The sequence below is a fragment of the Rhodococcus sp. UYP9 genome (genome assembly GCF_040547235.1).
Classification (GTDB): domain Bacteria; phylum Actinomycetota; class Actinomycetes; order Mycobacteriales; family Mycobacteriaceae; genus Rhodococcoides.
The window spans coordinates 106,401-131,649 of sequence record NZ_JBEPPH010000007.1 but is presented as its reverse complement, the minus strand read 5'-3'; the positions used below and the strand labels follow the sequence as shown (position 1 = coordinate 131,649).

Sequence of the window (25,249 nt, the reverse complement as noted above, 5' to 3'; positions counted from 1 at the left end):
ACAGCTAATCGGTGCTGTGTGACTTCTGCCGATTAGGGCCACCCCTCGAACGTAACGCGACACCCGATTCGGCCAGAATCTTGTGCACGAATCCATAGGATCTGCCGAGATCGTGAGCGAGACTACGAATGCTGGCCCCTGCGGAGTACTGCTTCTGCAGTGAGGCACGCAGCCTCTCTCGCGATTCGCCGGTGATTCGTGCACCTTTACCGATGGGCGGACCCTCGGATTCGGCGAATGACCCACGGGCCGGTAGTGGTGGCATGGCGTTCCTCCAGTCAGCGACACTTCACTCACCGAACACCCCCGCACAACCAGGGTAGAGGACGCCACACTCCGGCCACGAGAAAACCGCGTATCAGGCCAGCTGAATCAGTTCCAGGTAGTCCTGTGACCAGTGGTCCTCGTTGCCGTCGGGCAGCAGGATGACCCGCTCGGGTGACAGGGCTTCGGCCGCACCCGGATCGTGAGTGACCAGCACCACGGCTCCCTTGTAACTGCGGAGAGCATCGAGCACCTGTTCACGTGAAATCGGGTCGAGGTTGTTCGTCGGCTCGTCGAGAAGCAGGACGTTGGCAGCAGAGGACACAAGCCCGGCAAGTGCAAGTCTGGTCTTCTCACCGCCCGACAGCGTGCCTGCCGGCTGTTCCAGCTGCGGTCCGGTGAACATGAACGCCCCCAGCAACGAGCGCAACTCCTGCTCCCCCGTGTCCGGAGCCGCATGACGAATGTTTTCCCACACCGAAGCGCGATCGTCGAGTGTGTCGTGCTCCTGTGCGAAGTATCCGACGCGTAGCCCGTGGCCGGCGAGGATCTCACCTGCGTCGGACTTTTCGGTACCCGCCAGAATCCGGAGCAAGGTTGTCTTGCCCGCACCGTTGAGTCCGAGCACTACGACGCGGCTGCCGCGGTCGATGGCCAGATCGACTCCGGCGAAGATTTCCAGTGACCCGTACATCTTGGTGAGGTTCTTCGCCATGAGGGGGGTCTTGCCGCAGGGTGCAGGCTCAGGGAAGCGGATGTGCGCAACCTTGTCCGAAACTCGCTCGGCGTCGAGGTTAGCCATGAGCTTGTCAGCACGCTTTGCCATGTTCTGCGCGGCAACAGCTTTCGTTGCTTTCGCGCCCATCTTCGCGGCCTGCACGCGCAACGCGCCTGCCTTCTTCTCCGCGTTGGCACGCTCACGCCGCCTGCGCTGCTCGTCGGTTGCCCGAGCATCGATGTACTTCTTCCAGTTCATGTTGTAGACATCGGCTTCGCCGCGTACCGCATCGAGGAACCACACGCGGTTGACCACGTCGCTCAGAAGGTCGACATCGTGGCTGATCACGATCAGTCCGCCATCGTGGTTCTGCAGGAACCCCCGGAGCCAGGTGATGGAGTCGGCGTCGAGGTGGTTGGTGGGTTCGTCGAGTAGCAGAGTCGTGTCGGAACGTCCGCCGCTCCCGTCGGAGGCCGCGAACAGAATGCGCGCCAACTCCACGCGCCGCCGTTGGCCACCGGACAGCGTGCGCAGTGCTTGCGCGAGGATGCGATCGGCAAGTCCCAGGCTGTTGCAGATTCGCGCTGCTTCGCTCTCTGCTTCGTAGCCGCCCAGCGATGCGAATCGCTCCTCGAGCTCGCCGTACTTGCGGACCGCCTTGTCGAGAAGCGCCTCGTCGGCGACCTCGGCCATCAACGCCTGCTGCTTCTCCATCTGATGCAACAAAGTGTCGAGTCCACGCGCGGAGAGAACTCGATCCCTGGCAAGCACATCGAGGTCACCCTCTTTCGGATCCTGTGGCAAGTATCCGAGATCGCCCGTACGAACGACGGTGCCCGCGTAGGGCTCGCCCTCACCCGCAAGAATCCTCAGCGTCGTGGTCTTGCCGGCTCCGTTACGCCCGACCAACCCGATACGGTCTCCGCCCTGTACGCGAAGTGCTGGTCCTTGAGTCGACAGCAACGTGCGGACACCGGCACGAACTTCCAAGTCGGTGGCGGTAATCACGCGGGTGCTCCTAGCTATAGCGGGCGAAGTTCGGCGTCTGGCCGTTTTCACGAGCGGTCGAGTCGCAGGCGGTAGCGAACGATGACTCGTCGAAGGTGCGCTGGGCCTGGCCCTGAAACCACTCATGGCCCATGAACCTCTCATTTTAACCCCTTGGGGGCCGTGCTACCGACCGTCCGAGCAGTGACACCGGTAACGTCTTGACTCATGACCGCCGCAAACACAGCCCGAGAACAGGATCTGACAGGCAAGGTGGCCCTCGTCACCGGTGCCAGCCGAGGAATCGGCAAGGCAATCGCCGCCGAACTGCTTGCTCGAGGCGCACGAGTAACGATCACCGCTCGCAAACCTGAACCGCTGGCCGAAGCCGCCCACCAACTCGGCGAAGCCACAGGTAGTGGAATCGACAGGGTCCTTGCCATTGCAGGCAACGCCAGTGATGCCGACTCTCGTCGCGACTCGGTGGACAAGACGATCGAGGTATTCGGTTCGCTCGACATCCTGATCAACAACACCGGTATCAATCCTGTCTACGGTTCGCTGATGGACGCCGATCTCGACGGCGTCAGAAAAATCTTCGACACCAATGTCGTCGCCACCTTGGGGTACATCCAGGAGGCCTACCGAGCCTGGATGGGAGCGCACGGTGGCGCCGTAGTGAACGTCGCGAGCGTCGCTGGCCTGCGCTCGACGGGCGTGATCGCTGCGTACGGCGCGTCCAAAGCGGCCCTGATCCGCTTGACCGAAGAACTCGCGTGGCAGCTGGGACCATCGATCCGAGTCAACGCGGTTGCACCGGGGGTGGTGAAGACGAAGTTCGCCGAGGCGCTGGTGGCTGGTGGCGAGGAGCAAGCTGCCGCGGCATATCCGATGAAGCGGCTCGGATCTCCGGAAGACGTCGCAAGCCTCGTGGGATTTCTCGTGTCCGACGCGTCGTGCTGGATCACCGGCGAAACTGTCCGAGTGGATGGCGGATTGCTGGCCACCGGCGGACTGTGAACGATTCAACGCTGTCCGAGGACGTCGCGGCGGACCTCGTCGTGGTCGGGCTCGGCCCGGCGGGTCGAGCCCTCTCACATCGAGCGTCCGCCGCTGGGGTCGACGTCGTAGCCATCGATCCTCATCCGAAGAGGCGCTGGACCCCGACATATTCGGCCTGGTCGGACGAGCTTCCCCACTGGCTCCCCGCCGCAGCCGTCGCGTCGACCATTGCTCGGCCGGCGGCGTGGACGGTCCGACGTCACACGATCGATCGGACGTATTGCGTTCTCGACACCGCTGCGCTGCAACAGGTGCTCAGCGAAGGATCAGCTCGCGTGCTCCGGGGGACAGCACTATCGGTGACCAAGGACGCCGTTCGTCTCGCCGACGGAAGAACGGTCACCGGACGTACGATTGTCGACGCGCGCGGATCCGCCGGCGTGGTTGGTCTTGCCGAACAGACGGCATACGGCATCATCGTCGATCGCTCTGCGGGCATAGCGCTTCTCGAGGACACCAATGCTTGGTTCATGGACTGGCGATACGACAACGGCACCTCGCCTGCGGAGGTACCGAGTTTTCTGTATGCGGTCCCGCTCGACGATGATCGAATCCTGCTCGAGGAGACCTGTCTCGTGGGGAGTCCGCCACTAGGTCTCGATGTTCTACGAGATCGCCTCGCGAAACGATTACACAACCGGGGCGCCCGACCCACGGGAACCGAGCCTATCGAACGCGTCCGGTTCCCGGTACAACCGCCGGTGCACCTGCGAGGTGAACGCGGCGCTGTGCGGTTCGGCGCGCGATCCAGTCTCATGCACCCGGCCACCGGATACAGCGTCGCAGCGTCACTCGCCGCGGCCGACACCGTTGTATCGACACTCCGCACCGGCAATTCCGTTCGCCCCCTTTCGGTTTGGGCGGTCCAACGTCTACGCAACCTCGGGCTACGGACTGCACTGAACCTCGAACCCGAGCTGATCCCCCACTTCTTCGCCAGTTTCTTCGAGCTTCCGGTCGCCCAGCAGACCGCTTACCTGTCCAACCGAGCGGATCCACTCGCAACGATGAACGCAATGATGCGAATGTTCCCGACGCTGCCACCACGAGCTCGCATGGCGATAGCGCGAACGGTAGTGAATCCGCGACGGGGAAACGGTCACTACATGTCGACTCGATAACGCAACTCTCGACACGACACCCTTGCCTCGTGAATCATGAACCGCATGCGTTCCATATGGAAGGGATCTATCGCCTTCGGGCTCGTCAATGTGCCGGTGAAGGTGTACTCGGCGACGGAGACACACGACATTCGGTTCCACCAAGTGCACGCGAAAGACGGAGGTCGGATCAAATATGATCGCGTCTGCTCCGAATGCGGCAAATCGGTGCAGTTTGCCGACATCGACAAGGCGTACGACTCACCCGACGGTGAACGCGTCATCCTGACGGACGAGGACTTCGACAAGCTTCCTTCCGCCGAAAAACACGAGATCCCGGTCCTGGAATTCGTCCCCACCGAACAAATCGATCCCATCCTGTACGACAAGAGCTATTTTCTCGAGCCCGACTCTTCGTCGCCGAAGGCATATGTGCTGTTGCGACAGACACTCCTGGATACAGAACGCACCGCGCTGGTGCATTTCACATTGCGGCAAAAGACCCGACTGGCCGCATTGCGGGTTCGCGACAACACTCTCGTCATCCAGACATTGCTGTGGCCGGACGAGGTGCGGGCCGCGGAGTTCCCCTCGCTGGACGACGCACCCGATGCACGACCGCAGGAAGTCAAGATGGCTACCTCGCTGGTGGAGAGTATGTCGGCAGATTTCGATCCCACGGAATACACCGACGATTATCAAATCGAATTACGCAAGCTGATCGACGATACGATCGAAAACGGCGGCGAGAAAGTCGTCCGTGTCGACGACGAGACCTCCAGCGATGGCGAAGACGCCGAGGTCGTCGATTTGGTCGCTGCACTCCAACGCAGCGTGGAAGCCGCGGGCAAGAACGCCAAGACCGCACACTCGTCGTCCAATACCAAGTCGGCCACAAGCAAGGATGCCTCGGAGAAGGATGCGTCGGAGACGAAAACTTCGCAGAAGAAGACGACTGCAAAGAAAGCACCCGCTAAAAAGGCTGCGCCGGCAAAGCGCGCTGCTGCCGACAAATCGACGCCGGCTCGAAAAGGCGCATAAGCGACCCGCATCAACCAGAACCCTGCAGCTTCGTCGAGCTAAGACGCATTCGAGCACTGCACGGTTCACCAGAAGGTCAAGGAAATACCGAACGAACTGGTGAACCTACGCGTCGCTAGGCGAGGTCACACGGTAAACCCGAGGGCCCTGAGCTGCTCACGTCCGTCGTCGGTGATCTTGTCCGGTCCCCAAGGCGGCATCCACACCCAATTGATCTTCAGGTCGGCGCACAGACCACTTCGCACAAGCGCGCCACGCGCCTGATCTTCGATGACGTCTGTCAGGGGGCACGCAGCCGAAGTCAACGTCATGTCGACCGTGACGATGTCGTCGGCGTCGATGTTGATGTCGTACACCAGACCGAGGTCGACGACGTTGATCCCCAGCTCGGGGTCGACCACATCACGCATTGCCTCTTCGAGGTCTTCGAGAACCTTCATCTCATCCGGGGTAAGCGATGCAGGCACTGCCGTTGGCGACGACTCGGCCACGGCCGATCCTGCCAAGTCGGTCTCCGGGGCGGCAGTGCCACCGTTCTGCGAATCGGTTGTCTGTGTCTGGGTCATACTTGTCCTCCGGATCGTGCGGGTACTGCGGGAGTATCTTCTACTATTCGAACAACCGCATCCTTGAAAGCCATCCATCCGAGCAGCGCACACTTGACGCGGGCCGGATATTTGGACACTCCGACGAACGCGATTCCATCACCGATGACATCCTCGTCGCCATCCACGGTACCCCTGCTGCCGACCATTTCACTGAAGGCATCCACGACTCTCAACGCATGCTCGACAGGTAGTCCGATGACCTGATCCGTCAGGACCGAAGTCGCAGCCTGACTGATCGAACAGCCCTGACCGTCGTAGGACACATCAGTAACGATGCCGCCATCATCGATGTTCACCCGCAACGTCACCTCGTCGCCGCAAGTTGGGTTCACGTGATGGACCTCGGCCCCGAACGGCTCGCGGAGACCGCGCCCGTGCGGATGTTTGTAGTGGTCGAGAATGACCTCTTGATACATCTGTTCCATACGCATATCAGGCAGCACCCTTGGTCCCGAAAAACTTCTGGGCGTGCTCGATCGCGGAACCGAGCGCTTGGACTTCGTCGAGCGTGTTGTACAGAGCAAACGAAGCCCTCGCAGTGGCTGCGACACCGAAACGACGGTGCAACGGCCACGCACAATGGTGCCCCACCCGAATAGCAACACCGTCGTCGTCGAGAATCTGACCGAGATCGTGTGCATGGACGCCGTCGACGACGAACGACACCGCTGACCCTCGATCGATGTTCTCGGTTGGTCCGATCACTCGAACACCCTCGATTCTCGCGAGCATGTCGAGTGTCGCGCCGACGAGTACGTGCTCGTGCGCCGCAATTGCGTCCATGCCGATGGACTCGAGATATGCGACCGCTGCGCCGAGGCCGACCACTTGAGAAGCCATCGGTACACCAGCTTCGAAACGCTGAGGTGGCGGCGCGTATGTAGTCTTCTCCATCGTCACTGTCTCGATCATCGAACCGCCCGTCACGAAGGGCGGCATCGAATCGAGGAGTTCGGCTTTGCCGAACAACACGCCGACGCCCGACGGCGCCAGCATCTTGTGACCAGAGAACGCCGCGTAGTCGACATCGAGGGCATGGAAGTCCACGCTCAGGTGAGGCACGGACTGGCATGCGTCGAGCACGACGAGCGCCCCGACCTCACGAGCACGTCGAACGAGCTCGGCGACAGGTGACACCGCGCCAGTCACATTCGACTGATGAGTGAACGCGACAACCTTGACTGCGTCGGTGAGCTGCAGGGAATCGAGATCGATCCGTCCCTCGTCGGTCACGCCGAACCAGCGCAGTGTGGCACCGGTTCGTCTGGCCAATTCCTGCCAGGGCACGAGGTTGGCATGGTGCTCGAGTTCCGTGATCACGATTTCGTCGCCAGGTCCGACGTGGCGATCGAATCGATCGTCACCGAGAACGTAGGTGACGAGATTGAGCGCCTCGGTGGCGTTCTTGGTGAACACGAGTTCATCGGCGTCCGCACCGACGAACGACGCGATGGCGGCGCGGGCGCCCTCGTACGCATCGGTCGCTTCTTCTGCGAGCTGATGTGCGCCGCGATGGACCGCGGCGTTGCACGTGAGCAGAAATTCACGTTCTGCGTCGAGAACCTGGACCGGGCGCTGAGAGGTCGCACCCGAGTCCAGGTACACCAACGGCTTACCGTCGCGAACCGTACGCGAGAGGATCGGAAAATCGGCACGGATCGAGCTGACATCCAATGCGCTGTTCGACAGAGCTGCTGGTGCAGCCATACTTACGCTCCTGTGGTCGCAGGCTGAGTGAAATCGGTGTAGCCGTCGGCCTCCAGCTCGTCTGCCAACTCTGCTCCACCGGACTTCACGATCTCGCCATCGACGAACACGTGAACGAAGTCGGGCTTGATGTAGCGAAGAATCCGCGTGTAGTGCGTGATCAGCAGAACGCCACCGTTCTCGCGTTCCTTGTACTTGTTGACACCCTCCGAAACGACTCGAAGCGCATCGACATCCAGGCCGGAGTCTGTCTCGTCGAGGATGGCGATCTTGGGCTTGAGCATTCCGAGCTGCAAGATCTCGTGGCGCTTCTTCTCACCACCGGAAAAGCCTTCGTTGACGTTCCGCTCGAGAAAAGCCGGATCGATTTCGAGTTCGGAGAGTGCAGTCTTGGCTTCCTTGACCCAGTGCCGGAGCTTCGGAGCCTCACCTCGGACCGCCGTCGCAGCAGTGCGGAGGAAGTTCGACATCGACACTCCGGGAACCTCGACCGGGTACTGCATCGCGAGGAACAGACCTGCGCGAGCCCGCTCGTCGACGGTCATGGCGAGCACGTCTTCGCCGTCGAGCGTGATGGTGCCCGAGGTCACTGCGTACTTCGGATGACCGGCGATGGCGTAGGACAACGTCGATTTGCCGGATCCGTTGGGGCCCATGATCGCGTGTGTCTCACCGGACTTCACGGTCAGGTTCACACCCTTGAGGATGTTGATGGGCTCTGCGGTGGTATCGGAGTTAGCGACGCTGACGTGCAGGTCGCGGATTTCGAGCGTGGACATGAAATTTTCCTTACGAATGTCGAGAAGTACGGGAGCCGTAATTTACGAGCCGACGAGGGCCAGTTCGGCCTCGATCGCGGCATCGAGTCGTTCACGAACCGCGGGGACCGGAATCTTGTCGATGACTTCGTGGAAGAAGCCGCGGACGACGAGTCGACGAGCCACTTCCTCGGAGATTCCTCTGGACCGGAGGTAGAAAAGCTGTTCGTCGTCGAACCTGCCGGTCGCACTTGCGTGGCCTGCGCCGACGATCTCGCCGGTCTCGATTTCGAGATTCGGCACCGAATCGGCGCGTGCGCCGTCTGTCAGAACCAAGTTCCGGTTCAATTCGAAAGTTTCGGTTCCCTCTGCTTCGGCGCGAATCAGAACGTCGCCGATCCATACCGTGTGTGCGTCGTGCTTGCCGACACCGACCTCACCCTGAAGAGCGCCCTTGTACATGACGTTCGACTTGCAACGCGGCGCTGAATGATCGACGAGCAGACGCTGCTCCAGATGCTGACCCGCATCGGCGAAGTAGACGCCGAGCAGGTTTGCATCGCCGCCGGGAGCGTCGTAATGCACGGTCGGGCTGATGCGAACCAGGTCGCCACCGAGACTGACGTTGAAGTGCCTCAGTGTCGCGTCGCGGCCGAGCCGAGCGTGGTGGGCTCCGACGTGCACTGCATCGGACTCCCATTCCTGGATCAGTACGACCGAGAGGTTGGCGCCGTCACCGATGACGAACTCGATATTCTCCGCATATGTGCCCGACCCGACCTGGTCGATCACCACCGTCGCCTTGGCGAACTTGTCGAGTCGAATCTGTAGGTGTCCGTATGAGACAGCGTCGATGCCAGGCCCGGTCACTGTGATCTGCACAGGCTCGGAGACCTCGTTCTCGGAGGCCACCGAGACGATCGTAGCCTCGGTGAATGCCGAGAATGCTTGCGCAGCAACGCGATCGGCGGGTACGCCGGCGACACCGATACGTGCATCGTCGCGGCCTACCGTCTCCACTGTCACACCCTCGGGTGCCTGTACGAGAACATCGGCCCCGGCGGTAGCCACGGCGGAACCGTCGTGCAGTCCCTTGAGTCGACGAATCGGCGTGAATCTCCACAGCTCGTCACGGCTGGAGGGGACCTCGAAAGCGTTCACATCGTACGAGGTGAACTGGGCACCCTTGTTCGCGACGATGACCGACTTGTCCTCGGCCGCTGAATTCTCCGACGCTACGGCGCCCTGAACTCCGGTGAGCGACTCTTCTGTATTCGGATTAGTCACTTATCCGACCGACCCTTCCATCTGAAGCTCGATGAGCCGGTTCAGCTCGAGGGCATACTCCATGGGAAGCTCACGCGCGATCGGTTCTACGAACCCGCGTACCACCATCGCCATGGCTTCGTCCTCGGTGAGGCCTCGGCTCATCAGGTAGAACAGTTGGTCGTCACTGACCTTCGAGACTGTTGCCTCATGGCCCATGGACACGTCGTCTTCGCGGATGTCGACGTACGGATATGTATCCGAGCGCGAAATATTGTCGACGAGAAGCGCGTCGCACTTGACGGTCGAGCGGGAACCGTAGGCTCCCTTGTTGATCTTGACCAATCCTCGGTACGAAGTCCGTCCACCACCGCGAGCGACGGACTTGCTCACGATATTCGACGACGTGTGCGGCGCGAGGTGCAGCATCTTCGAGCCGGTGTCCTGGTGCTGGTCGGGACCGGCGAACGCCACGGACAGGACCTCACCCTTGGCGTACTCCCCCGTCATCCAGACAGCGGGGTACTTCATGGTCACCTTGGAGCCGATGTTGCCGTCGACCCACTCCATCGTGGCGCCTGCTTCTGCCTTGGCGCGCTTGGTCACCAGGTTGTAGACATTGTTGGACCAGTTCTGGATAGTCGTGTAACGGCAGCGACCACCCTTCTTCACGATGATCTCCACGACGGCCGAGTGCAACGAATCCGACTTGTAGATGGGCGCAGTGCAGCCCTCGACGTAGTGCACGTAGGCGCCTTCGTCGACGATGATCAGAGTGCGCTCGAACTGCCCCATGTTCTCGGTATTGATCCGGAAGTAGGCCTGCAGTGGGATGTCCACATGGACGCCCGGCGGGATGTAGATGAAGGATCCACCCGACCAGACCGCGGCGTTCAGCGCAGAGAACTTGTTGTCCCCTGCCGGGATGACCGTGCCGAAGTACTCGCGGAAGAGCTCAGGCTGTTCCTTGAGCGCGGTGTCGGTGTCGAGGAAGAGCACGCCTTGCGCTTCCAGGTCCTCGCGGATCGAGTGATAGACGACCTCGGACTCGTACTGCGCGGCAACGCCGGAGACGAGGCGCTGCTTCTCGGCCTCCGGGATACCCAGCTTGTCGTAGGTATTCTTGATGTCCTCGGGAAGATCTTCCCAGGTCGCAGCTTGCTTCTCGCTGGAACGAACGAAGTACTTGATGTTGTCGAAGTGGATACCTTCGAGGTCCGCACCCCAGTTGGGCATGGGCTTACGGTCGAATGTCTTCAGTGCCTTCAGACGCGACTCCAGCATCCACTCGGGCTCGCTCTTCTTCGCCGAGATGTCACGCACCACCAACTCGGACAGTCCACGCTTGGCGCTGGCTCCGGCGACGTCGGAGTCCGACCAACCGAAACCGTAGGTGCCCAGCGACGCAATCGTCTCGTCCTGAGTAAGAGGAGCAACGGGGGTCAGCGGCGCAACGGGTGTCACCTGGTCTGGTGTGACGGTCATGCGAGCTCCTTCCGGGGGCTTGTGCGATCTCCGGTACTGGGCTGAGCACCGGAAGTTATGGATGAGGTGGGGTGGGGCATCGAATTCGACTTCTTCGAAATCTCGGGGCGGTTGCGACCGGTCAACGGAACATGCGTAGTGCAGGCGCAGTCGCCGTTCGCGATGGTCGCCAGACGTTGCACGTGAGTTCCGAGAAGATCGGAGAAGGCTTGACGCTCGGCGTCGCACAGCTCAGGAAACTCGGAGGCCACATGCGAGACGGGGCAGTGGTGTTGACAGATCTGCACGCCGTTGCCTACTTGACGAGTCGTCGCGGCAAATCCAGCAGCTGTGAACGCGTCGGCGATTCGGCCCGCTGCTTCTTCCACGTCTACAGGGCGACTCCCCACCGCCGGCTCGACGTCGGCCACGATGGCTTCGACTCGCTGGCGTGCGAAGGTCTCGATCGCGCGGTCCCCGCCGATCTTGCGCAACTGACGCATTGCTGCGCCTGCAAGATCGTCGTAGGTGTGTCCGAGTCTGCCGCGACCGACTGCCGTCAACTGAAAATACTTGGCCGGTCTTCCACGGCCTCGTTGGGCGACCACGGCAGAGGACGTTATTCGCGCCTCACCGTTGTCGATGAGTGCTTCGAGATGCCGTCTTACCCCAGCAGCGCTGAGGCCCAGACGGGTACCGATATCGGAGGCGGTGATCGGGCCCTCTTCGAGAAGTAGGGTGACAACAGCTCCCCGCGTCTGGCCTTCGTGACCGACAACAGCTGAACCCGTCACCGTGGAGGTGGTGCCGCGACGTGCGCGTTCTCCCCCATGCGTCGTACTCGCTGATGATTTCACAACACCAGTGTGACGGAATTAGCCAGGATGGTCCACCAAGGGTGCCCTACTTCACCAAAGGCCTTACCAGGGAATACTCGCGCGGTCTTCATCTGCTGCCGAATCTCCGCCGGATGCACTGCGATCAACGGGCTGTGCAGAGTCACAGTTACGCTGCCATTCGTGTCGACGACCCCAGCCGAGAAGCAAACCGCCGAAAAATCCGGCGTGCAACTTCGCATCGTCGACCCTCTTCGCAAACTGGTCGGCCTCGATACCGATCGGCCGGCATCGACCGTCGCTGCGTTACACGGCGACGAAGCCGAGGCGCCCGGTCTGAACAAGACCGAGACGGCACAGCTCCGCGGAGTCCGGCGATTCGGCGCAGTGGGTTCGATATTGATGGCGATCGGTGCACTCGGGGCAGGCGCCCAACCTGTTCTGCAGAACCCGGTCGTCGGTGTTCGCATTCTGAGTCTTCCCTCTCGCATGGCCACCTCCGCGCTGACCATCACCATGACGGGCACCGTCATGGTGGTCCTCGCCTGGCTCCTGCTCGGGCGATTCGCAGTCGGGCGTCTACGCGATGGAACTGTTCCGAGAAGACTGAGCAGATCACAGTTGGACCGCACGCTGCTGCTGTGGATCTTGCCACTGTGTGTGGCACCACCGATGTTCAGCAAAGACGTCTACTCCTACTTGGCACAAAGCGAGATCACCGCGCGGGGACTCGACCCCTACGAGATCGGGCCGGCAGGGGCCCTCGGCGTAGACAACGTCCTGACCCGGACCGTGCCGAACATCTGGCGTGAAACCCCGGCGCCATACGGTCCGCTGTTCTTGTGGATGGGTCGCGGCATCACGTGGTTGACCGGCGAGAACATCGTTGCCGGGATCTTCCTGCATCGACTTCTCGCGCTCGCTGGTGTTGCGATGATCGTGTGGGCACTCCCCCGGTTGGCGCGTCGATGCGGCGTCGCGGCGGTCAGTGCATTGTGGCTCGGAGCTGCCAACCCACTCCTGCTCTTCCACCTGGTCGCGGGCATTCACAACGAAGCGCTGATGATCGGTCTCATGCTCGCCGGGGTGGAGATCGCACTACGTGCAATCGAGCCCAGTTGTCCGATTCGCGGATCGTCCTTACTTCTACTGCTCTCCGGTTCTGCCTTGATTGCACTGTCGTCGACCGTGAAGATTCCGTCCTTGCTCGCGCTCGGTTTCGTCGGGATGGCATTGGCCCGAAGGTGGGGCGGGACAATCCGAGCGGTACTGAGTGCGGCCGCAGTCCTCGGGCTTGTCACCGTCGCGGTGCATGTCGGAGTCAGCCTGGGTAGCGGCCTGGGCTTCGGCTGGATCAACACACTCGACACCGCCAGCGTTGTGAGGAGTTGGATGTCGATTCCCACGATCCTGGGAATTGGGACCGGATTCGTCGGTGTATTGCTCGGACTCGGCGACCACACCACTGCGGTGCTCGGCCTCACTAGACCGATTGCAGCGGCCGTTGCCGCATTCGTTGCCCTTCGTATGCTCGTAGCCGTACTGAAGGGCCGGTTGCATCCGGTGGGCGCACTCGGTGTCGCACTCGGCGCTCTCGTTCTGCTGTTCCCCGTCGTCCAGCCGTGGTACCTGTTGTGGGCCGTGATACCCCTGGCCGCATGGGCGACCCGGCCGGCGTTCCGCGTTCCGGCAATTGTGTTTTCTTCCATTGTCAGCGTCATCTTGATGCCCAACGGCAGCGAGTATTTGCCGTTTCAAATCGTTCAGGCCGCCGTCATGACGATTCTGACCGTCGGTCTCATGTTCTTCGTCACCCGTAATCGACTTCCCTGGCGGTCGAACCTCGGACCGTCGGCAAACACCACTGCCGCCGGGGCATACGCTGGATCCTCGTGATCGTTAGCGCGTCGAATTCGACGCATCCTGCCGTGCAGCTCACGGGTGTACGAAAGTCGTACGACGGTGTCGCCGCCGTCGACGGACTCGACATCACCGTCGAGAGGGGCCAAGTTCTGGCGCTTCTCGGCCCGAACGGAGCGGGAAAGACCACCACGGTCGAGATGTGTGAAGGATTCGTCTCACCGGAATCCGGGTCCGTTCGGGTCCTCGGCCTCGATCCCATCGCACAATCAGCGCAGCTCAGACCACGTATCGGGGTCATGCTGCAGGGTGGCGGTGCGTATCCGGGCTCGAAAGCGGGCGAGATGCTCCGCCTGGTTGCGTCGTATTCCGCAAACCCGTTGGACCCTGACTGGCTTCTGGACTGTCTGGGACTCGACCACGCCGTGAAGACACCGTATCGACGCCTGTCCGGGGGGCAACAGCAACGGCTGGCCCTCGCTTGCGCCATCGTGGGCCGCCCCGAACTCGTATTTCTCGACGAACCGACGGCCGGACTCGACGCCCAGGCTCGACTACTCGTGTGGGAATTGATCGACGCACTACGTCGGGATGGAGTGAGCGTGCTGCTCACAACCCACCTGATGGACGAAGCAGAACAGCTCGCCGACGAACTGGTGATCATCGACCACGGCAAGATCGTCGCCTCGGGTACCGCTTCCGAGCTGACCAAACAGGGTGCAGAGGGGAGACTGCGATTCAGTGCGCCGGCCGGACTCGATCTGACCTCGCTCGCCGAGGTGCTACCGACCGAGTACAGCGCTCATGAGGAAGGACCAGGCTCTTATGTCGTGGTGGGCGTCATCGAACCCGGAATCCTCGTCATCGTCACCTCCTGGTGTGCTCGACAGGATGTGTTGGCCACCGAACTACAGGTGGACCAGCGCCGTTTGGAAGACGTCTTTCTGGAGCTGACCGGAAAAGAGTTGAGAAGATGACGATCCACGGTAACGACCGTCGTCCGGACAACCGATTCGACGTCGGATTGTTCAATCCGAATCCGACCCCCAATACTGCCGTTGCGATGCTCACTGCGCAGTCGGTTCTCGAGCTCAAACTGTTGCTACGCAATGGCGAGCAGTTGCTCCTGACGATGTTCATCCCGATCACCCTTTTGGTCGGGCTCACATTGCTGCCGCTGGGGGCGATGGGCGACCATCCGGTAGATCAGGTCGTCCCGGCCGTGATGATGGTGGCGATCATGTCCACCGCCTTCACCGGTCAGGCAATTGCCGTCGGCTTCGACCGCCGCTACGGCGCACTCAAACGTCTCGGTGCAACGGCACTCCCCCGGTGGGGAATCATCGGCGGTAAGAGCATCGCAGTGGTGATGGTGGTGATCCTGCAGACCGTCGTACTCGGCTCGATCGCGGTGGCGCTGGGTTGGCGTCCCGACATAGTCGGACTGGCGCTCGGAGCGGTGGTAATCGCACTAGGCACGGTTACATTCGCCACCATGGGGCTGCTGCTCGGAGGCACGCTACGAGCCGAAATCGTACTGGCTTTGGCAAATATCTTGTGGTTCATCATGCTGGGAATCGGCAGCCTCGTCGTTCTCTCCGACGACATGCCGACGGTATTGCACACCATCGCGCGATTGGTCCCGTCCGGCGCGCTGGCAGAGGCTTTGGGACAGGCAGTCGACGGATCATGGGATTGGTTCGGCGTTGCGGTACTCGCCGCGTGGGCCACAGTCTGCGCTTGGCTCTCGGTTCGCACCTTCAAGTTCACGTGAGGTGTAAACCCGGCGTGTGCCAGGCCTACAGCATGGGGTCAACGACGCTCTGTAGTTGACAGCCGTTTACGATCACATAGTGCTGTATCGAGCGTTTCTCCGCGTCGTGGACCTGCTACCTGTGCCTACCCTGCGGGTGCAGAAAATCGTGGCATTCATCGTCATTCTGACTCAGGGCGGAATTGCCGTCACCGGAGCCATCGTGCGGGTGACGGCCTCGGGACTCGGTTGCCCGACGTGGCCGCAGTGCTTCCCAGGCAGTTTCACGCCGGTCGGCGTCTCGGAAGTTCCGGTTCTGCACCAGGCAGTCGAGTTCGGCAACCGGTTGTTGACCTTCGCCGTGGTGTTTGTTGCAGCGTTGATAGTTCTCGCGGTCACACGTGCCCGTCGGCGTCGGGAAGTAATTCTTTTCGCCTGGCTCATGCCACTCGGAACCGTCGTACAAGCAGTGGTCGGCGGGTTCACGGTGCTGACAGGACTGCTGTGGTGGACGGTCGCCGTACACCTCGTCTTGTCCATGATCATGGTCTGGCTCGCAACGCTGCTGTACTTCAAAGTCGCCGACCCCGATCCTGCCGGACCTTCTGTCCCCACTGTCCCCGAACCGCTGCGATTGCTGACAGGCTTGTCTGCAATCGTGTTGGGAGGCGTTCTGGTGGCCGGGACGATGGTGACCGGTGCGGGCCCGCACGCGGGCGACAAAAGCATCGATGAACCTGTGCCGCGTCTCGGTGTCGAGATCGTGACCCTTGTGCATCTGCACGCTCAGCTGCTCGTGGGGTACTTGGCCCTTCTGGTTGGGCTGGGTTTCGCACTCTATGCGGTGAAAGCCCCGCTGAAGATCAAATTCCGGTTGAAGGTACTGGTCGGCATAGTTGTGGCGCAGGCTTTGGTGGGAGTCGTCCAGTACTTCACAGACGTGCCTGCCGTCCTGGTTGCAATCCACGTGGCAGGTGCAGGCGCGTGCACTGCGGCTACTGCCGCGGTCTGGGCGGCCTGTCGTAGCCGCAGTTCCCTCGATGACGTGTCGGCCGACAAGCTACCCGCCGCCCAGGCAGCAGCCACTACCAACGGATAGAAGAGGAGAGGTAGTCGGACTCCCCCTCAGACGACCGACTACCTCTCCTGCTTTCTTTGACGCACCCGATCGGTGAACGGTTCCGTCTGCTTCGAACTATTTTTCCATCGACGCGTTTCTGGCCTTCGGAAAGCGTGTCTGACGTGCGACCCACCCGGCCATTTTCCGGTAATGACCAGGTGCAGGGTTGACCGAACTGACGAGTTCGCGGTCCCACTCCGACTCGGTCAGATTGCTGGCGGCCTCGACCAATGCACGCGCGACCGCCGGGCTCTCTACAACCTGGTCGCCCAATATCCCGTCCGCGCCGACCATCGTCACACGTGTGCCTGCCCGTCCGACCGGCTGAATGACGACTTTGCCCGAACCACCGTGTTCGCCGACGAAGGATCGGACGGCCGACAACGCACCAGCAGGGACATCGATTGTCGGACCGGACTTGTTCTCGGAGGTCGAATCCTCGACGGGCGAGTTCTTTTCATCGGTTGCCATGGTTCGACAATACCGCTGGGTAACAGACATAGAGCAGACAGGTCGGCACCGGGCGCCACCCACGCATGTCGACAATCGAACCCGGGCGTCAGTACGAACACACGGGATTCGAACTCAGGACAACAGTTGAGCGAGCGTGTCCCAGCCGACGACGGAGTCCACTGCCAGGCCACAGAAAACCAGTGCCAGATATTCGTTCGAGAGGATGAAGAGCTTCATCGGCTTGACCGGAGTTCCCGCGCGGACTCCTGCGTAGAGATGATGAGCCACGGTGAGGAACCAAGCGCCGGCCGCCACGGCGATCACGGCATAGATGACGCCGGATCCGGGAGTGAGTGCCAACGTCGCAGCAACAGTGGCCCACGCGTACAAGACGATGTGCTTGGTCACCTTCTGCTCGGATGCCACCGCCGGTAACATCGGAACGTTCGCAGCTTGGTAGTCCTCCTTGTAACGAAGCATCAGAGCCCAGGTGTGTGGAGGGGTCCACAGGAAGATGACGAGGAACATCACCACGGCCTGCCAGCCGATCGTGCCGGTGACAGCCGACCAGCCGATCATGACGGGCATGCAACCAGCGGCACCGCCCCACACCACGTTCTGTGATGTCCGGCGTTTGAGGACCAGGGTGTAGACGAAGATGTAGAAACAGATCGTGACGACGGCAAGGATGCCGCTGAGCAAATTTGTGGTCGCCCACAACCAGAAGAACGAAATGACGCCGAGACTCACGCCGAACACGAAGGCGTGCGATACGGGCATCGCCCCGCGAGCAAGAGGCCTCTTGGCAGTGCGGGCCATGATCTTGTCGATGTCGGCATCAGCGACCATGTTCAAACTGTTCGCACTGGCTGCCGCGAGCATTCCGCCGAACAGAGTGCTCAGGATCAGCATGGGCTGAACGTGACCACGGTCGGCAAGCAACATCGCCGGAATCGTCGTCACCAACAGCAATTCGATCACTCGAGGCTTGGTCAGGGCGACATACGCCATGAACAATGCCAAAGCCCGACGGGGGGCCGAAGTGGGACGACTCGGATCGGCTTCGCTTCCAGCGTCGGTACCGAGGTCATTGCCCTCTGGATTGCTGGGACCGCTTGCGAATCCGTGGCCGCCGGACTGCTGCCCAATTCGCACTACGTCTCCTTGCACAGGCTCGAACACACATGAACATGCGTACGCGCGGTGATCACGGTCGGCGATTACCTACGTACTACTACAGGCGATGGTAGACGCCGAGCATCGCGGCTCCAATTCGCAGGCCCCCAAAGTGAGAAACATATCCCCTGCCGGGCAACTACGTCAGGCCCGGGCAGCGAGTGCAGCGGAGCCCGACGGGGGGAAGACACGACAATGAGGTGCCACGGAACTAGGCTGGTGGTCGGCGGCAATTCGATCGAACCAAGATCGAACGCACGTCGGCCTCAATTATACGAATGTCAGGAGATCTCTGCTCGTGTCGACCACAGACGATATTGACGTCCTCACCACGGCGCACCACCCCAGCGACTGGACGGACCTGGACACCAGGGCGGTCGATACCGTCAGAGTCCTCGCTGCGGACGCGGTTCAAAAGGTCGGAAACGGTCACCCCGGGACGGCGATGAGTCTCGCGCCACTCGCGTACACGCTGTTTCAGCGGACCATGCGCCACGATCCGACCGACACACACTGGATCGGTCGCGACCGCTTCGTGTTGTCCTGCGGACATTCGAGCCTGACGCTGTACTTGCAGCTCTACCTCGGCGGATTCGGACTCGAACTGATCGACATCGAATCCCTACGCACATTCGGGTCGAAGACACCCGGCCACCCCGAGTTCCGGCACACCGACGGCGTCGAGATCACCACCGGTCCGCTCGGTCAGGGACTGGCGTCGGCTGTCGGCATGTCCATGGCGTCGCGACGTGAGCGCGGATTGTTCGATCCAGAGCCTGCGCTCGGCGCAAGTCCGTTCGACCACTTCATCTACGTCATCGCTTCCGATGGCGACATCGAAGAAGGAATCACCTCCGAGGCGTCCTCTCTTGCCGGTACCCAGCAACTCGGCAACCTCATTCTCTTCTACGACGACAACAAGATTTCGATCGAGCACTCGACCGATATCGCATTGTCGGAAGACACCGCAGCACGCTACGAGGCTTACGGCTGGCACGTCCAGGTCGTCGAGGGCGGCGAGAACGTTCTGGCCATCGAGGCAGCCATCGAGGCAGCCAAGGCGGTGACCGACAAGCCGTCGATCATCGTTTTGCGCACCATCATCGGCTTCCCCGCGCCGACGATGATGAACACCGGCGCCGTTCACGGTGCGGCGCTCGGCGAAGAAGAGATCGTGAAGGTCAAGAAGGCTCTCGGTTTCGACTCGGAGAAGACGTTCGAGGTGACCGACGAGGTCATCGCGCACACGCGCAACCTGCAGGAACGCGGCCGCAAGGCGCACGAAGAGTGGAACCTCGAATTCGACGCCTGGGCAGCGCGTGAGCCCGAGCGCAAGAAATTGCTCGACCGACTCACCCAAGGGACTCTGCCCGAAGGATGGACCGATGTCCTCCCGACCTGGGAGCCCGGCAGCAAGGCCATCGCCACCCGAGCGGCCTCCGGCGAGGTTCTCAATGCGGTAGGACCCGTTCTCCCGGAACTGTGGGGCGGCTCGGCGGACCTCGCGGGCAGTAACAACACCACCATCAAGGGCGCCAAGTCGTTCGGCCCCACCTCGATCTCCACCGACGACTGGGATGCAGAGCCGTACGGTAGAACCCTGCACTTCGGCATCCGCGAGCATGCGATGGGCGCCATTCTGAGCGGTATCGTCATGCACGGACCTACGCGCGCATACGGCGGCACGTTCATGCAGTTCAGTGACTACATGCGTCCCGCTGTTCGGTTGGCGTCGCTGATGGACATCGATCCCATCTACGTGTGGACACACGATTCGATCGGTCTCGGCGAGGATGGCCCGACCCACCAGCCGGTCGAGCACCTCGCTGCTCTGCGTGCAATTCCGAATCTCTCGGTGGTCCGCCCAGGCGATGCCAACGAGACAGCCTTCGCATGGCAGGCCGTGCTCGCCAAGTCGAGTAGCAGTGGCCCGGTCGGGCTGGCGCTGACGCGTCAGGGCATCCCGGTCCTGGCGGGAACCAGCTACGAGGGTGTGTCCAAGGGCGGTTACATTCTGTCGGACTCCCCGACCGCACCCGACGTCATCCTCATCGGTACCGGCTCGGAACTCCAGTACGCAGTAGAGGCGCAGAAGCTGCTTGCAGAGCAGTCGATAGCCGCTCGCGTCGTGTCGATGCCGTGTGTGGAGTGGTTCGAAATCCAAGACCAGAACTACCGCGACCAGGTGATTCCACCCACGGTCAAAGCTCGCGTCTCGGTCGAGGCCGGAATCGCAATGCCGTGGTACAAGATCGTCGGAGGCTTCGGCGAGATCGTTTCGCTCGAACACTACGGCGAGTCGGCGGACGCCAAAACACTGTTCCGCGAGTACGGATTCACAGCCGAGGCCGTCACCGCCGCCGCACAGCGCTCGATCACCAACGTGAAGGGATGACAGACATGACCCAGAACAAGAATCTCGCCGCTCTATCGGCCGCTGGAGTATCGGTGTGGCTCGACGACCTGTCGCGTGACCGTATCTCCTCGGGCAACTTGCAGGAACTGATCGACAGCAAGAGTGTCGTCGGCGTGACGACCAATCCGTCGATCTTCCAAGCAGCTCTCAGCAAGGGCAACGCCTACGACGCTCAGGTGACCGAACTGGCCGAACGCGGTGCCGATGTCGACGCCACCATCCGCACCGTCACCACAGACGACGTACGAAACGCGTGCGACATCTTCACTCCGGTCTTCGAAGCGACTGCCGGAGTCGACGGACGCGTTTCCATCGAGGTCGATCCACGACTGGCACACGACACCGAGAAGACGATCGCTCAGGCGGTCGAACTGTGGAAGATCGTCGACCGGCCGAACGTCCTGATCAAGATCCCGGCAACTGAGGCAGGCATCCCCGCCATCGCCAAGGTCATCGGTGAGGGCATCAGCGTCAACGTGACGCTGATCTTCTCCGTCGAACGCTACGAACTGGTCATCGGCGCATACCTCGAGGGCCTCGAAGCTGCTCGCGCCGCAGGGCACGACCTGTCGAAGATCCACTCGGTCGCGTCGTTCTTCGTCTCTCGCGTCGACACCGAGATCGATGCGCGCCTGGACAAGATCGGCACCCCTGCCGCGACGGACCTCCAGGGTAAGGCAGCACTGGCCAACGCGCGGCTCGCTTACGTGGCCTACCAGCAGGCGTTCGAGGTGGGCTCACGGTTCCACGATCTCGCTGGGTCCGGTGCTCGCCCGCAGCGTCCGCTGTGGGCGTCGACCGGGGTCAAGAATCCGGCATACCCGGACACCTTGTACGTCACCGATCTGGTCTCCCCCAACACTGTGAACACGATGCCGGAAAAGACCATGGACGCGGTCGCCGATCATGGTGAGGTCACAGGCGACACTATTTCCGGCAAGGGCCCCGAATCCCAGGAAGTGTTCGACAAGCTTTCCGCAATCGGGATCGATATCTCGGACGTGTTCCTCACTCTCGAGAACGAGGGCGTCGAAAAGTTCGAGGCATCGTGGAACGAACTGCTCGAAGCCACCGGTGAGCAGCTTCGCCAAGCGGGCCAGAAGAGCTGATACGTGGCCACCGCAGACACCGACCCGAAGAGCAATGCGGAGTGGCAGAACCCACTTCGCGATCCTCGCGATAAACGCCTTCCTCGTATCGCCGGCCCGTGCAGCCTGGTGATATTCGGCGTCACGGGCGATCTCGCTCGAAAGAAGCTCATGCCTGCGGTGTACGACCTGGCGAACCGGGGGCTACTCCCCCCCGGTTTCGCTTTGGTCGGCTTCGCTCGTCGCGAGTGGGGCAACGAAGATTTCGCGAAAATCGTGCACGATGCAGTTCGCGATCACGCACGAACTCCCTTCATCGAAGAAGTATGGAACACGCTCGCCGAAGGATTCCGATTCGTACAGGGTTCCTTCGACGACGACGCCGCCTTCGACGAATTGGCCCGCACGCTGGGCGAATTGGATGCAACACGTGGAACCGCCGGCAACCATGCCTTCTACCTTTCTGTTCCTCCCAGCGCGTTTCCGGTTGTGCTCGAACAACTCTCGCGATCCGGGTTGGCGCAGAGCACGGACGACAATTGGCGTCGCGTCGTCATCGAGAAGCCTTTCGGACACGATCTGGCGAGCGCCAAGGAACTGAACGCCGTCGTGAACCGGGTGTTTCCCGAGGACACCGTTTTCCGCATCGACCACTATCTCGGCAAGGAAACAGTTCAGAACATTCTGGCGCTCCGGTTCGCGAATCAGCTCTTCGACCCGATCTGGAACGCGCACTACGTCGATCACGTCCAGATCACGATGGCCGAGGACATCGGCCTCGGTGGGCGGGCCGGTTACTACGACGGCATCGGCGCAGCACGTGACGTGATCCAGAATCACCTGCTGCAACTGTTGGCCATCACTGCCATGGAGGAGCCGGTCAGTTTCAGTCCCACCGAATTGCAGTCGGAGAAGATCAAAGTTCTCTCGGCAACGAAACTGGCGGAACCGCTGGCCCAGACTTCGGCGCGTGGGCAATACAGCGCGGGCTGGCAGGGCAGTCAGAAGGTGAAGGGCCTGAAGGAAGAAGAAGGTTTCGACACCGAGTCCAATACCGAGACCTACGCTGCCATCACGCTCGAGGTCGACACGCGTCGATGGGGTGGAGTTCCTTTCTATCTCAGGACAGGTAAGGCTCTCGGTCGCCGGGTTACCGAAATCGCGATGGTGTTCAAACGTGCGCCGCATCTTCCTTTCGACGAGACGATGACAGAAGAACTCGGTCAGAATGCACTCGTCATCAGGGTTCAACCCGATGAGGGTGTGACGATGCGTTTCGGGTCCAAGGTGCCTGGCTCGAGCATGCAGGTTCGAGATGTCAGCATGGACTTCAGCTACGGCCAGGCATTCACGGAGTCTTCACCGGAGGCCTACGAGCGGCTCATCCTCGATGTGCTGCTCGGTGAGCCTTCACTGTTCCCAGTCAACGCCGAGGTCGAGCTTTCGTGGCAGATTCTGGATCCGATTCTCGACTTCTGGGCTGCGGGTGGAACAGCCGAGCCGTACGAAGCGGGTACGTGGGGTCCGACATCGGGCGATGAAATGATGCACCGCACCGGACGCGAATGGAGAAGGCCGTGATCGTCGATATCCCCGCCACGACGACGAGGGCGGTGGGCAAGAAGCTGATCGAGCTTCGTGAATCCGGTGGCGCTGTCACCATCGGACGGGTGCTCACGCTCATCGTCGCCAGCCGTGACGGCGAGCAAGCCGAGACTGCCATCGAGGCAGCCAACGAAGCGAGCCGAGAGCATCCGTGTCGCGTCATCGTCCTCATTCGAGGAGACCGCTCTGCCGAATCCGGGCTGGATGCCCAGATTCGGGTGGGTGGCGACGCGGGAGCATCCGAGGTAGTGGTGCTCAGGCTGCACGGTGAACTTGCCGAGCACGAGCACAGTGTCGTCATTCCTTTTCTGCTGCCGGACACCCCGATCGTAGTCTGGTGGCCGAACGAAGCGCCCAAGATCCCCGCGCAGGATCCGTTGGGCAAGTTGGCAATTCGGAGGATTACCGATGCCACGAAGTCGCCGGATCCGACGTCGACGATCAAGTCACGGCTCGACAGTTACTCCCAGGGCGACTCGGATCTGTCGTGGAGCCGAGTCACCTACTGGCGTGGGTTGCTCGCCACCGCACTGGATCAGGCTCCACACGAGAAGGTCGTGGACGTCACTGTTTCCGGCCTCGCAGAGGAGCCTGCGCTCGACATCCTCGCCGGGTGGCTCGCAGCGAAACTCAAGGTTCCGGTGCACCGTAGGACCGGTGAACTGAAAGTCGAACTGAAGCGCGAGAACAGCGCGATCAGCATCGTTAGACCCCAGACCGGAAAGACGGCAACACTGTCGAGAACAGGTCAACCCGACGCCGAGGTCGCACTCGCGCGCCGTGAGACTCGTGAGTGCCTTGCCGAAGAATTGCGCCGACTCGATACCGATGAAATCTATGAACTCGCATTGAAAGGGCTGTCCAAGGTGAGCTATGAGTGAGACATCGGTTCTGCAATTCCTGGACGCACAAGCACTGGTCGACGCTGCGCGGTCCCGGTTCGTCGAAGTGGTTGTCGCCGCCCAGGCCGATCGTGGTTCTGCCTCGGTGGTACTGACGGGGGGCGGCACCGGAATCGCCTTGCTCGAAGCCCTGCGAGAAGACTCCGGCGCAATCGACTGGTCGCAAGTGGATGTCTACTTCGGTGACGAACGCTTCCTTCCATCGGGCGATCCGGAGCGCAACGAAGTGCAAGCCAGGAACGCTCTGCTCGACCACGTCCCGGTTCACCCGGACCGTGTGTTCCCGATGGCCGCGTCCGACGGGCCGCACGGGAGCGATGCACGACTCGCCGCCGTGAGCTATGCCCAGATTCTGGCGTCGCATTCGGAGGGGAACCACACTCCTGCGTTCGACATCCATCTGCTCGGTATGGGCGGTGAGGGCCACATCAATTCGCTCTTCCCGCACACCGATGCAGTGCGCGAGAAGACTCACTACGTCGTTGCTGTCGAGGACTCCCCCAAGCCACCGCCGGTTCGAATCACGTTGACACTACCGGCAATTCAACGTGCCAAGCATGTGTGGTTGCTGGTGTCCGGTGCCGCGAAGGCCCAAGCGGTATCCGATGCCGTAGGTGGCGCCGACCCAGTCGACATACCGTCTGCCGGCGCGCTCGGTTCCACCTCGACCGTATGGTTCCTCGACGCGGATGCAGCATCGGGACTTGCCACCGACTGAAGGCACTGTAGACGGCGCCGATCCTTGTCTTGTCATTTCAGACAGGCTCGGCGCCGTGCGTGCCGGATTCGAGTGCCTGTTCGGTGTCGACCGGGGTCTGGCTGATCGGGGTTTGCCTTGCCGGCAGCTGGACTCGACGTCCCCCGTGCCCGACCGAACGGTAAGCCCTTCCGTCGCGCCATGATTCGATGCTTTCTCTGCATTGTGACATTTCTGCCTCCTTGGTCCGCGGTCCCGTCCCCCTACCTCTTATGACGCGCCGACAACGGGACCGGTTCCACCGACGCCCCTATTCGTTCGATCGTGCCGAACCGCTCGCCGCCCGGGACCGATCGGGACCCCGGGCG

At 61.5% G+C, this 25,249-nt stretch carries 23 protein-coding genes; 12 read left to right on the top strand and 11 right to left on the bottom strand.

Features of this window, described 5'->3' with window-relative positions:
• Nucleotides 1–4: 4 nt before the first annotated feature.
• Both ABIB36_RS18840 and ABIB36_RS18835 read right to left on the bottom strand, forming a co-directional pair.
• On the bottom strand, nucleotides 5–265 hold the full coding sequence (locus ABIB36_RS18840) for a helix-turn-helix domain-containing protein (RefSeq protein ID WP_084348850.1): 261 nt from the start codon (nucleotides 263–265) through the stop codon (nucleotides 5–7).
• Nucleotides 266–358: 93 nt separating this feature from the next.
• Nucleotides 359–1,990 (bottom strand): ABC-F family ATP-binding cassette domain-containing protein, encoded by a 1,632-nt coding sequence (locus tag ABIB36_RS18835; RefSeq protein ID WP_084348849.1) that lies wholly within the window; start codon nucleotides 1,988–1,990, stop codon nucleotides 359–361.
• A gap of 207 nt (nucleotides 1,991–2,197) precedes the next feature.
• Between ABIB36_RS18835 and ABIB36_RS18830 the strand changes: the two genes are divergently transcribed.
• Genes ABIB36_RS18830 through ku form a run of 3 tightly spaced genes read left to right on the top strand, consistent with a single transcriptional unit; the run spans nucleotide 2,198 to nucleotide 5,172 of the window.
• Nucleotides 2,198–2,989 carry an SDR family oxidoreductase gene (locus ABIB36_RS18830; protein ID WP_084348848.1) on the top strand — a complete coding sequence of 264 codons (792 nt, stop codon included), beginning with the start codon at nucleotides 2,198–2,200 and terminating at the stop codon, nucleotides 2,987–2,989.
• Nucleotides 2,986–4,152 (top strand): lycopene cyclase family protein, encoded by a 1,167-nt coding sequence (locus ABIB36_RS18825; RefSeq protein WP_354562401.1) that lies wholly within the window; start codon nucleotides 2,986–2,988, stop codon nucleotides 4,150–4,152. The genes ABIB36_RS18830 and ABIB36_RS18825 overlap by 4 nt, the downstream gene beginning before the upstream one ends.
• A gap of 45 nt (nucleotides 4,153–4,197) precedes the next feature.
• Nucleotides 4,198–5,172 (top strand): non-homologous end joining protein Ku, encoded by a 975-nt coding sequence (gene ku / locus ABIB36_RS18820; RefSeq protein WP_084349002.1) that lies wholly within the window; start codon nucleotides 4,198–4,200, stop codon nucleotides 5,170–5,172.
• A gap of 125 nt (nucleotides 5,173–5,297) precedes the next feature.
• Here ku and ABIB36_RS18815 read toward each other — a convergent pair whose 3' ends face one another.
• The 7 genes from ABIB36_RS18815 to ABIB36_RS18785 all read right to left on the bottom strand — a co-directional run bounded on the left by ABIB36_RS18815 (nucleotide 5,298) and on the right by ABIB36_RS18785 (nucleotide 11,769).
• Nucleotides 5,298–5,612 carry a metal-sulfur cluster assembly factor gene (locus tag ABIB36_RS18815; protein WP_256895966.1) on the bottom strand — a complete coding sequence of 105 codons (315 nt, stop codon included), beginning with the start codon at nucleotides 5,610–5,612 and terminating at the stop codon, nucleotides 5,298–5,300.
• Between the two features lie 122 nt (nucleotides 5,613–5,734).
• On the bottom strand, nucleotides 5,735–6,211 hold the full coding sequence (gene sufU, locus ABIB36_RS18810; protein ID WP_354562404.1) for a Fe-S cluster assembly sulfur transfer protein SufU: 477 nt from the start codon (nucleotides 6,209–6,211) through the stop codon (nucleotides 5,735–5,737).
• A 1-nt stretch (nucleotide 6,212) separates the two neighbouring features.
• The gene (locus tag ABIB36_RS18805; protein WP_354562407.1) at nucleotides 6,213–7,487 is read right to left on the bottom strand and encodes a cysteine desulfurase; all 1,275 of its coding nucleotides are present in this window, start codon (nucleotides 7,485–7,487) and stop codon (nucleotides 6,213–6,215) included.
• A gap of 2 nt (nucleotides 7,488–7,489) precedes the next feature.
• Nucleotides 7,490–8,266: a Fe-S cluster assembly ATPase SufC gene (gene sufC, locus ABIB36_RS18800; RefSeq protein ID WP_084348845.1), complete on the bottom strand. Its 777-nt coding sequence runs from the start codon at nucleotides 8,264–8,266 to the stop codon at nucleotides 7,490–7,492.
• Nucleotides 8,267–8,308: 42 nt separating this feature from the next.
• Nucleotides 8,309–9,532, bottom strand: coding sequence for a Fe-S cluster assembly protein SufD (sufD, locus tag ABIB36_RS18795; protein ID WP_354562410.1), 1,224 nt, complete (start codon nucleotides 9,530–9,532; stop codon nucleotides 8,309–8,311).
• On the bottom strand, nucleotides 9,533–10,996 hold the full coding sequence (gene sufB / locus ABIB36_RS18790) for a Fe-S cluster assembly protein SufB (RefSeq protein WP_084348843.1): 1,464 nt from the start codon (nucleotides 10,994–10,996) through the stop codon (nucleotides 9,533–9,535).
• Nucleotides 10,993–11,769 (bottom strand): helix-turn-helix transcriptional regulator, encoded by a 777-nt coding sequence (locus tag ABIB36_RS18785; protein WP_256895963.1) that lies wholly within the window; start codon nucleotides 11,767–11,769, stop codon nucleotides 10,993–10,995. The genes sufB and ABIB36_RS18785 overlap by 4 nt, the downstream gene beginning before the upstream one ends.
• A 282-nt stretch (nucleotides 11,770–12,051) precedes the next feature.
• On the opposite strand from ABIB36_RS18785, the gene mptB reads away from it, so the two are divergent.
• The 4 genes from mptB (at nucleotide 12,052) to ABIB36_RS18765 (ending at nucleotide 16,523) form a co-directional block, all read left to right on the top strand.
• Nucleotides 12,052–13,707, top strand: coding sequence for a polyprenol phosphomannose-dependent alpha 1,6 mannosyltransferase MptB (mptB, locus tag ABIB36_RS18780; protein ID WP_256895962.1), 1,656 nt, complete (start codon nucleotides 12,052–12,054; stop codon nucleotides 13,705–13,707).
• Nucleotides 13,698–14,648, top strand: a complete 951-nt coding sequence (locus ABIB36_RS18775) for an ABC transporter ATP-binding protein (protein WP_373270569.1) — start codon at nucleotides 13,698–13,700, stop codon at nucleotides 14,646–14,648. The genes mptB and ABIB36_RS18775 overlap by 10 nt, the downstream gene beginning before the upstream one ends.
• Nucleotides 14,645–15,445, top strand: a complete 801-nt coding sequence (locus ABIB36_RS18770) for an ABC transporter permease (RefSeq protein WP_084348840.1) — start codon at nucleotides 14,645–14,647, stop codon at nucleotides 15,443–15,445. The genes ABIB36_RS18775 and ABIB36_RS18770 overlap by 4 nt, the downstream gene beginning before the upstream one ends.
• Before the next feature lie 79 nt (nucleotides 15,446–15,524).
• Nucleotides 15,525–16,523 carry a COX15/CtaA family protein gene (locus ABIB36_RS18765; RefSeq protein ID WP_354562572.1) on the top strand — a complete coding sequence of 333 codons (999 nt, stop codon included), beginning with the start codon at nucleotides 15,525–15,527 and terminating at the stop codon, nucleotides 16,521–16,523.
• Nucleotides 16,524–16,619: 96 nt separating this feature from the next.
• On the opposite strand, the gene ABIB36_RS18760 is transcribed toward ABIB36_RS18765, so the two are convergent.
• Nucleotides 16,620–17,015 carry a hypothetical protein gene (locus ABIB36_RS18760; RefSeq protein ID WP_354562414.1) on the bottom strand — a complete coding sequence of 132 codons (396 nt, stop codon included), beginning with the start codon at nucleotides 17,013–17,015 and terminating at the stop codon, nucleotides 16,620–16,622.
• A 114-nt stretch (nucleotides 17,016–17,129) separates the two neighbouring features.
• Nucleotides 17,130–18,152, bottom strand: a complete 1,023-nt coding sequence (locus tag ABIB36_RS18755) for a heme o synthase (protein ID WP_354562416.1) — start codon at nucleotides 18,150–18,152, stop codon at nucleotides 17,130–17,132.
• 319 nt (nucleotides 18,153–18,471) lie between these two features.
• Here ABIB36_RS18755 and tkt point away from each other — a divergent pair, with 319 nt between their 5' ends.
• Genes tkt through pgl form a run of 5 tightly spaced genes read left to right on the top strand, consistent with a single transcriptional unit; the run spans nucleotide 18,472 to nucleotide 24,902 of the window.
• Nucleotides 18,472–20,568: a transketolase gene (gene tkt, locus ABIB36_RS18750; protein ID WP_354562418.1), complete on the top strand. Its 2,097-nt coding sequence runs from the start codon at nucleotides 18,472–18,474 to the stop codon at nucleotides 20,566–20,568.
• A gap of 5 nt (nucleotides 20,569–20,573) precedes the next feature.
• Nucleotides 20,574–21,698 carry a transaldolase gene (gene tal / locus ABIB36_RS18745; RefSeq protein WP_084348999.1) on the top strand — a complete coding sequence of 375 codons (1,125 nt, stop codon included), beginning with the start codon at nucleotides 20,574–20,576 and terminating at the stop codon, nucleotides 21,696–21,698.
• 3 nt (nucleotides 21,699–21,701) lie between these two features.
• Entirely contained in the window at nucleotides 21,702–23,258 is a 1,557-nt protein-coding gene (gene zwf / locus ABIB36_RS18740; RefSeq protein ID WP_084348835.1) for a glucose-6-phosphate dehydrogenase, read from the top strand.
• Nucleotides 23,255–24,163: a glucose-6-phosphate dehydrogenase assembly protein OpcA gene (gene opcA, locus ABIB36_RS18735; RefSeq protein ID WP_354562422.1), complete on the top strand. Its 909-nt coding sequence runs from the start codon at nucleotides 23,255–23,257 to the stop codon at nucleotides 24,161–24,163. Before zwf ends, opcA begins: the two co-directional genes overlap by 4 nt.
• Nucleotides 24,156–24,902 carry a 6-phosphogluconolactonase gene (gene pgl, locus ABIB36_RS18730; protein WP_354562424.1) on the top strand — a complete coding sequence of 249 codons (747 nt, stop codon included), beginning with the start codon at nucleotides 24,156–24,158 and terminating at the stop codon, nucleotides 24,900–24,902. Before opcA ends, pgl begins: the two co-directional genes overlap by 8 nt.
• The last annotated feature ends 347 nt before the right edge of the window (nucleotides 24,903–25,249 follow it).

Bases quoted from the DNA above. Each gene is read 5' to 3' on its own strand.
- ABIB36_RS18760 (WP_354562414.1), bottom strand. From the start codon at position 17,015: ATGGCAACCGATGAAAAGAACTCGCCCGTCGAGGATTCGACCTCCGAG.
- sufC (WP_084348845.1), bottom strand. From the start codon at position 8,266: ATGTCCACGCTCGAAATCCGCGACCTGCACGTCAGCGTCGCTAACTCC.
- ABIB36_RS18815 (WP_256895966.1), bottom strand. From the start codon at position 5,612: ATGAAGGTTCTCGAAGACCTCGAAGAGGCAATGCGTGATGTGGTCGAC.
- ABIB36_RS18770 (WP_084348840.1), top strand. From the start codon at position 14,645: ATGACGATCCACGGTAACGACCGTCGTCCGGACAACCGATTCGACGTC.
- ABIB36_RS18805 (WP_354562407.1), bottom strand. From the start codon at position 7,487: ATGGCTGCACCAGCAGCTCTGTCGAACAGCGCATTGGATGTCAGCTCG.
- tal (WP_084348999.1), top strand. From the start codon at position 20,574: ATGACCCAGAACAAGAATCTCGCCGCTCTATCGGCCGCTGGAGTATCG.
- sufB (WP_084348843.1), bottom strand. From the start codon at position 10,996: ATGACCGTCACACCAGACCAGGTGACACCCGTTGCGCCGCTGACCCCC.
- ku (WP_084349002.1), top strand. From the start codon at position 4,198: ATGCGTTCCATATGGAAGGGATCTATCGCCTTCGGGCTCGTCAATGTG.
- ABIB36_RS18830 (WP_084348848.1), top strand. From the start codon at position 2,198: ATGACCGCCGCAAACACAGCCCGAGAACAGGATCTGACAGGCAAGGTG.
- pgl (WP_354562424.1), top strand. From the start codon at position 24,156: ATGAGTGAGACATCGGTTCTGCAATTCCTGGACGCACAAGCACTGGTC.
- ABIB36_RS18840 (WP_084348850.1), bottom strand. From the start codon at position 265: ATGCCACCACTACCGGCCCGTGGGTCATTCGCCGAATCCGAGGGTCCG.
- sufU (WP_354562404.1), bottom strand. From the start codon at position 6,211: ATGCGTATGGAACAGATGTATCAAGAGGTCATTCTCGACCACTACAAA.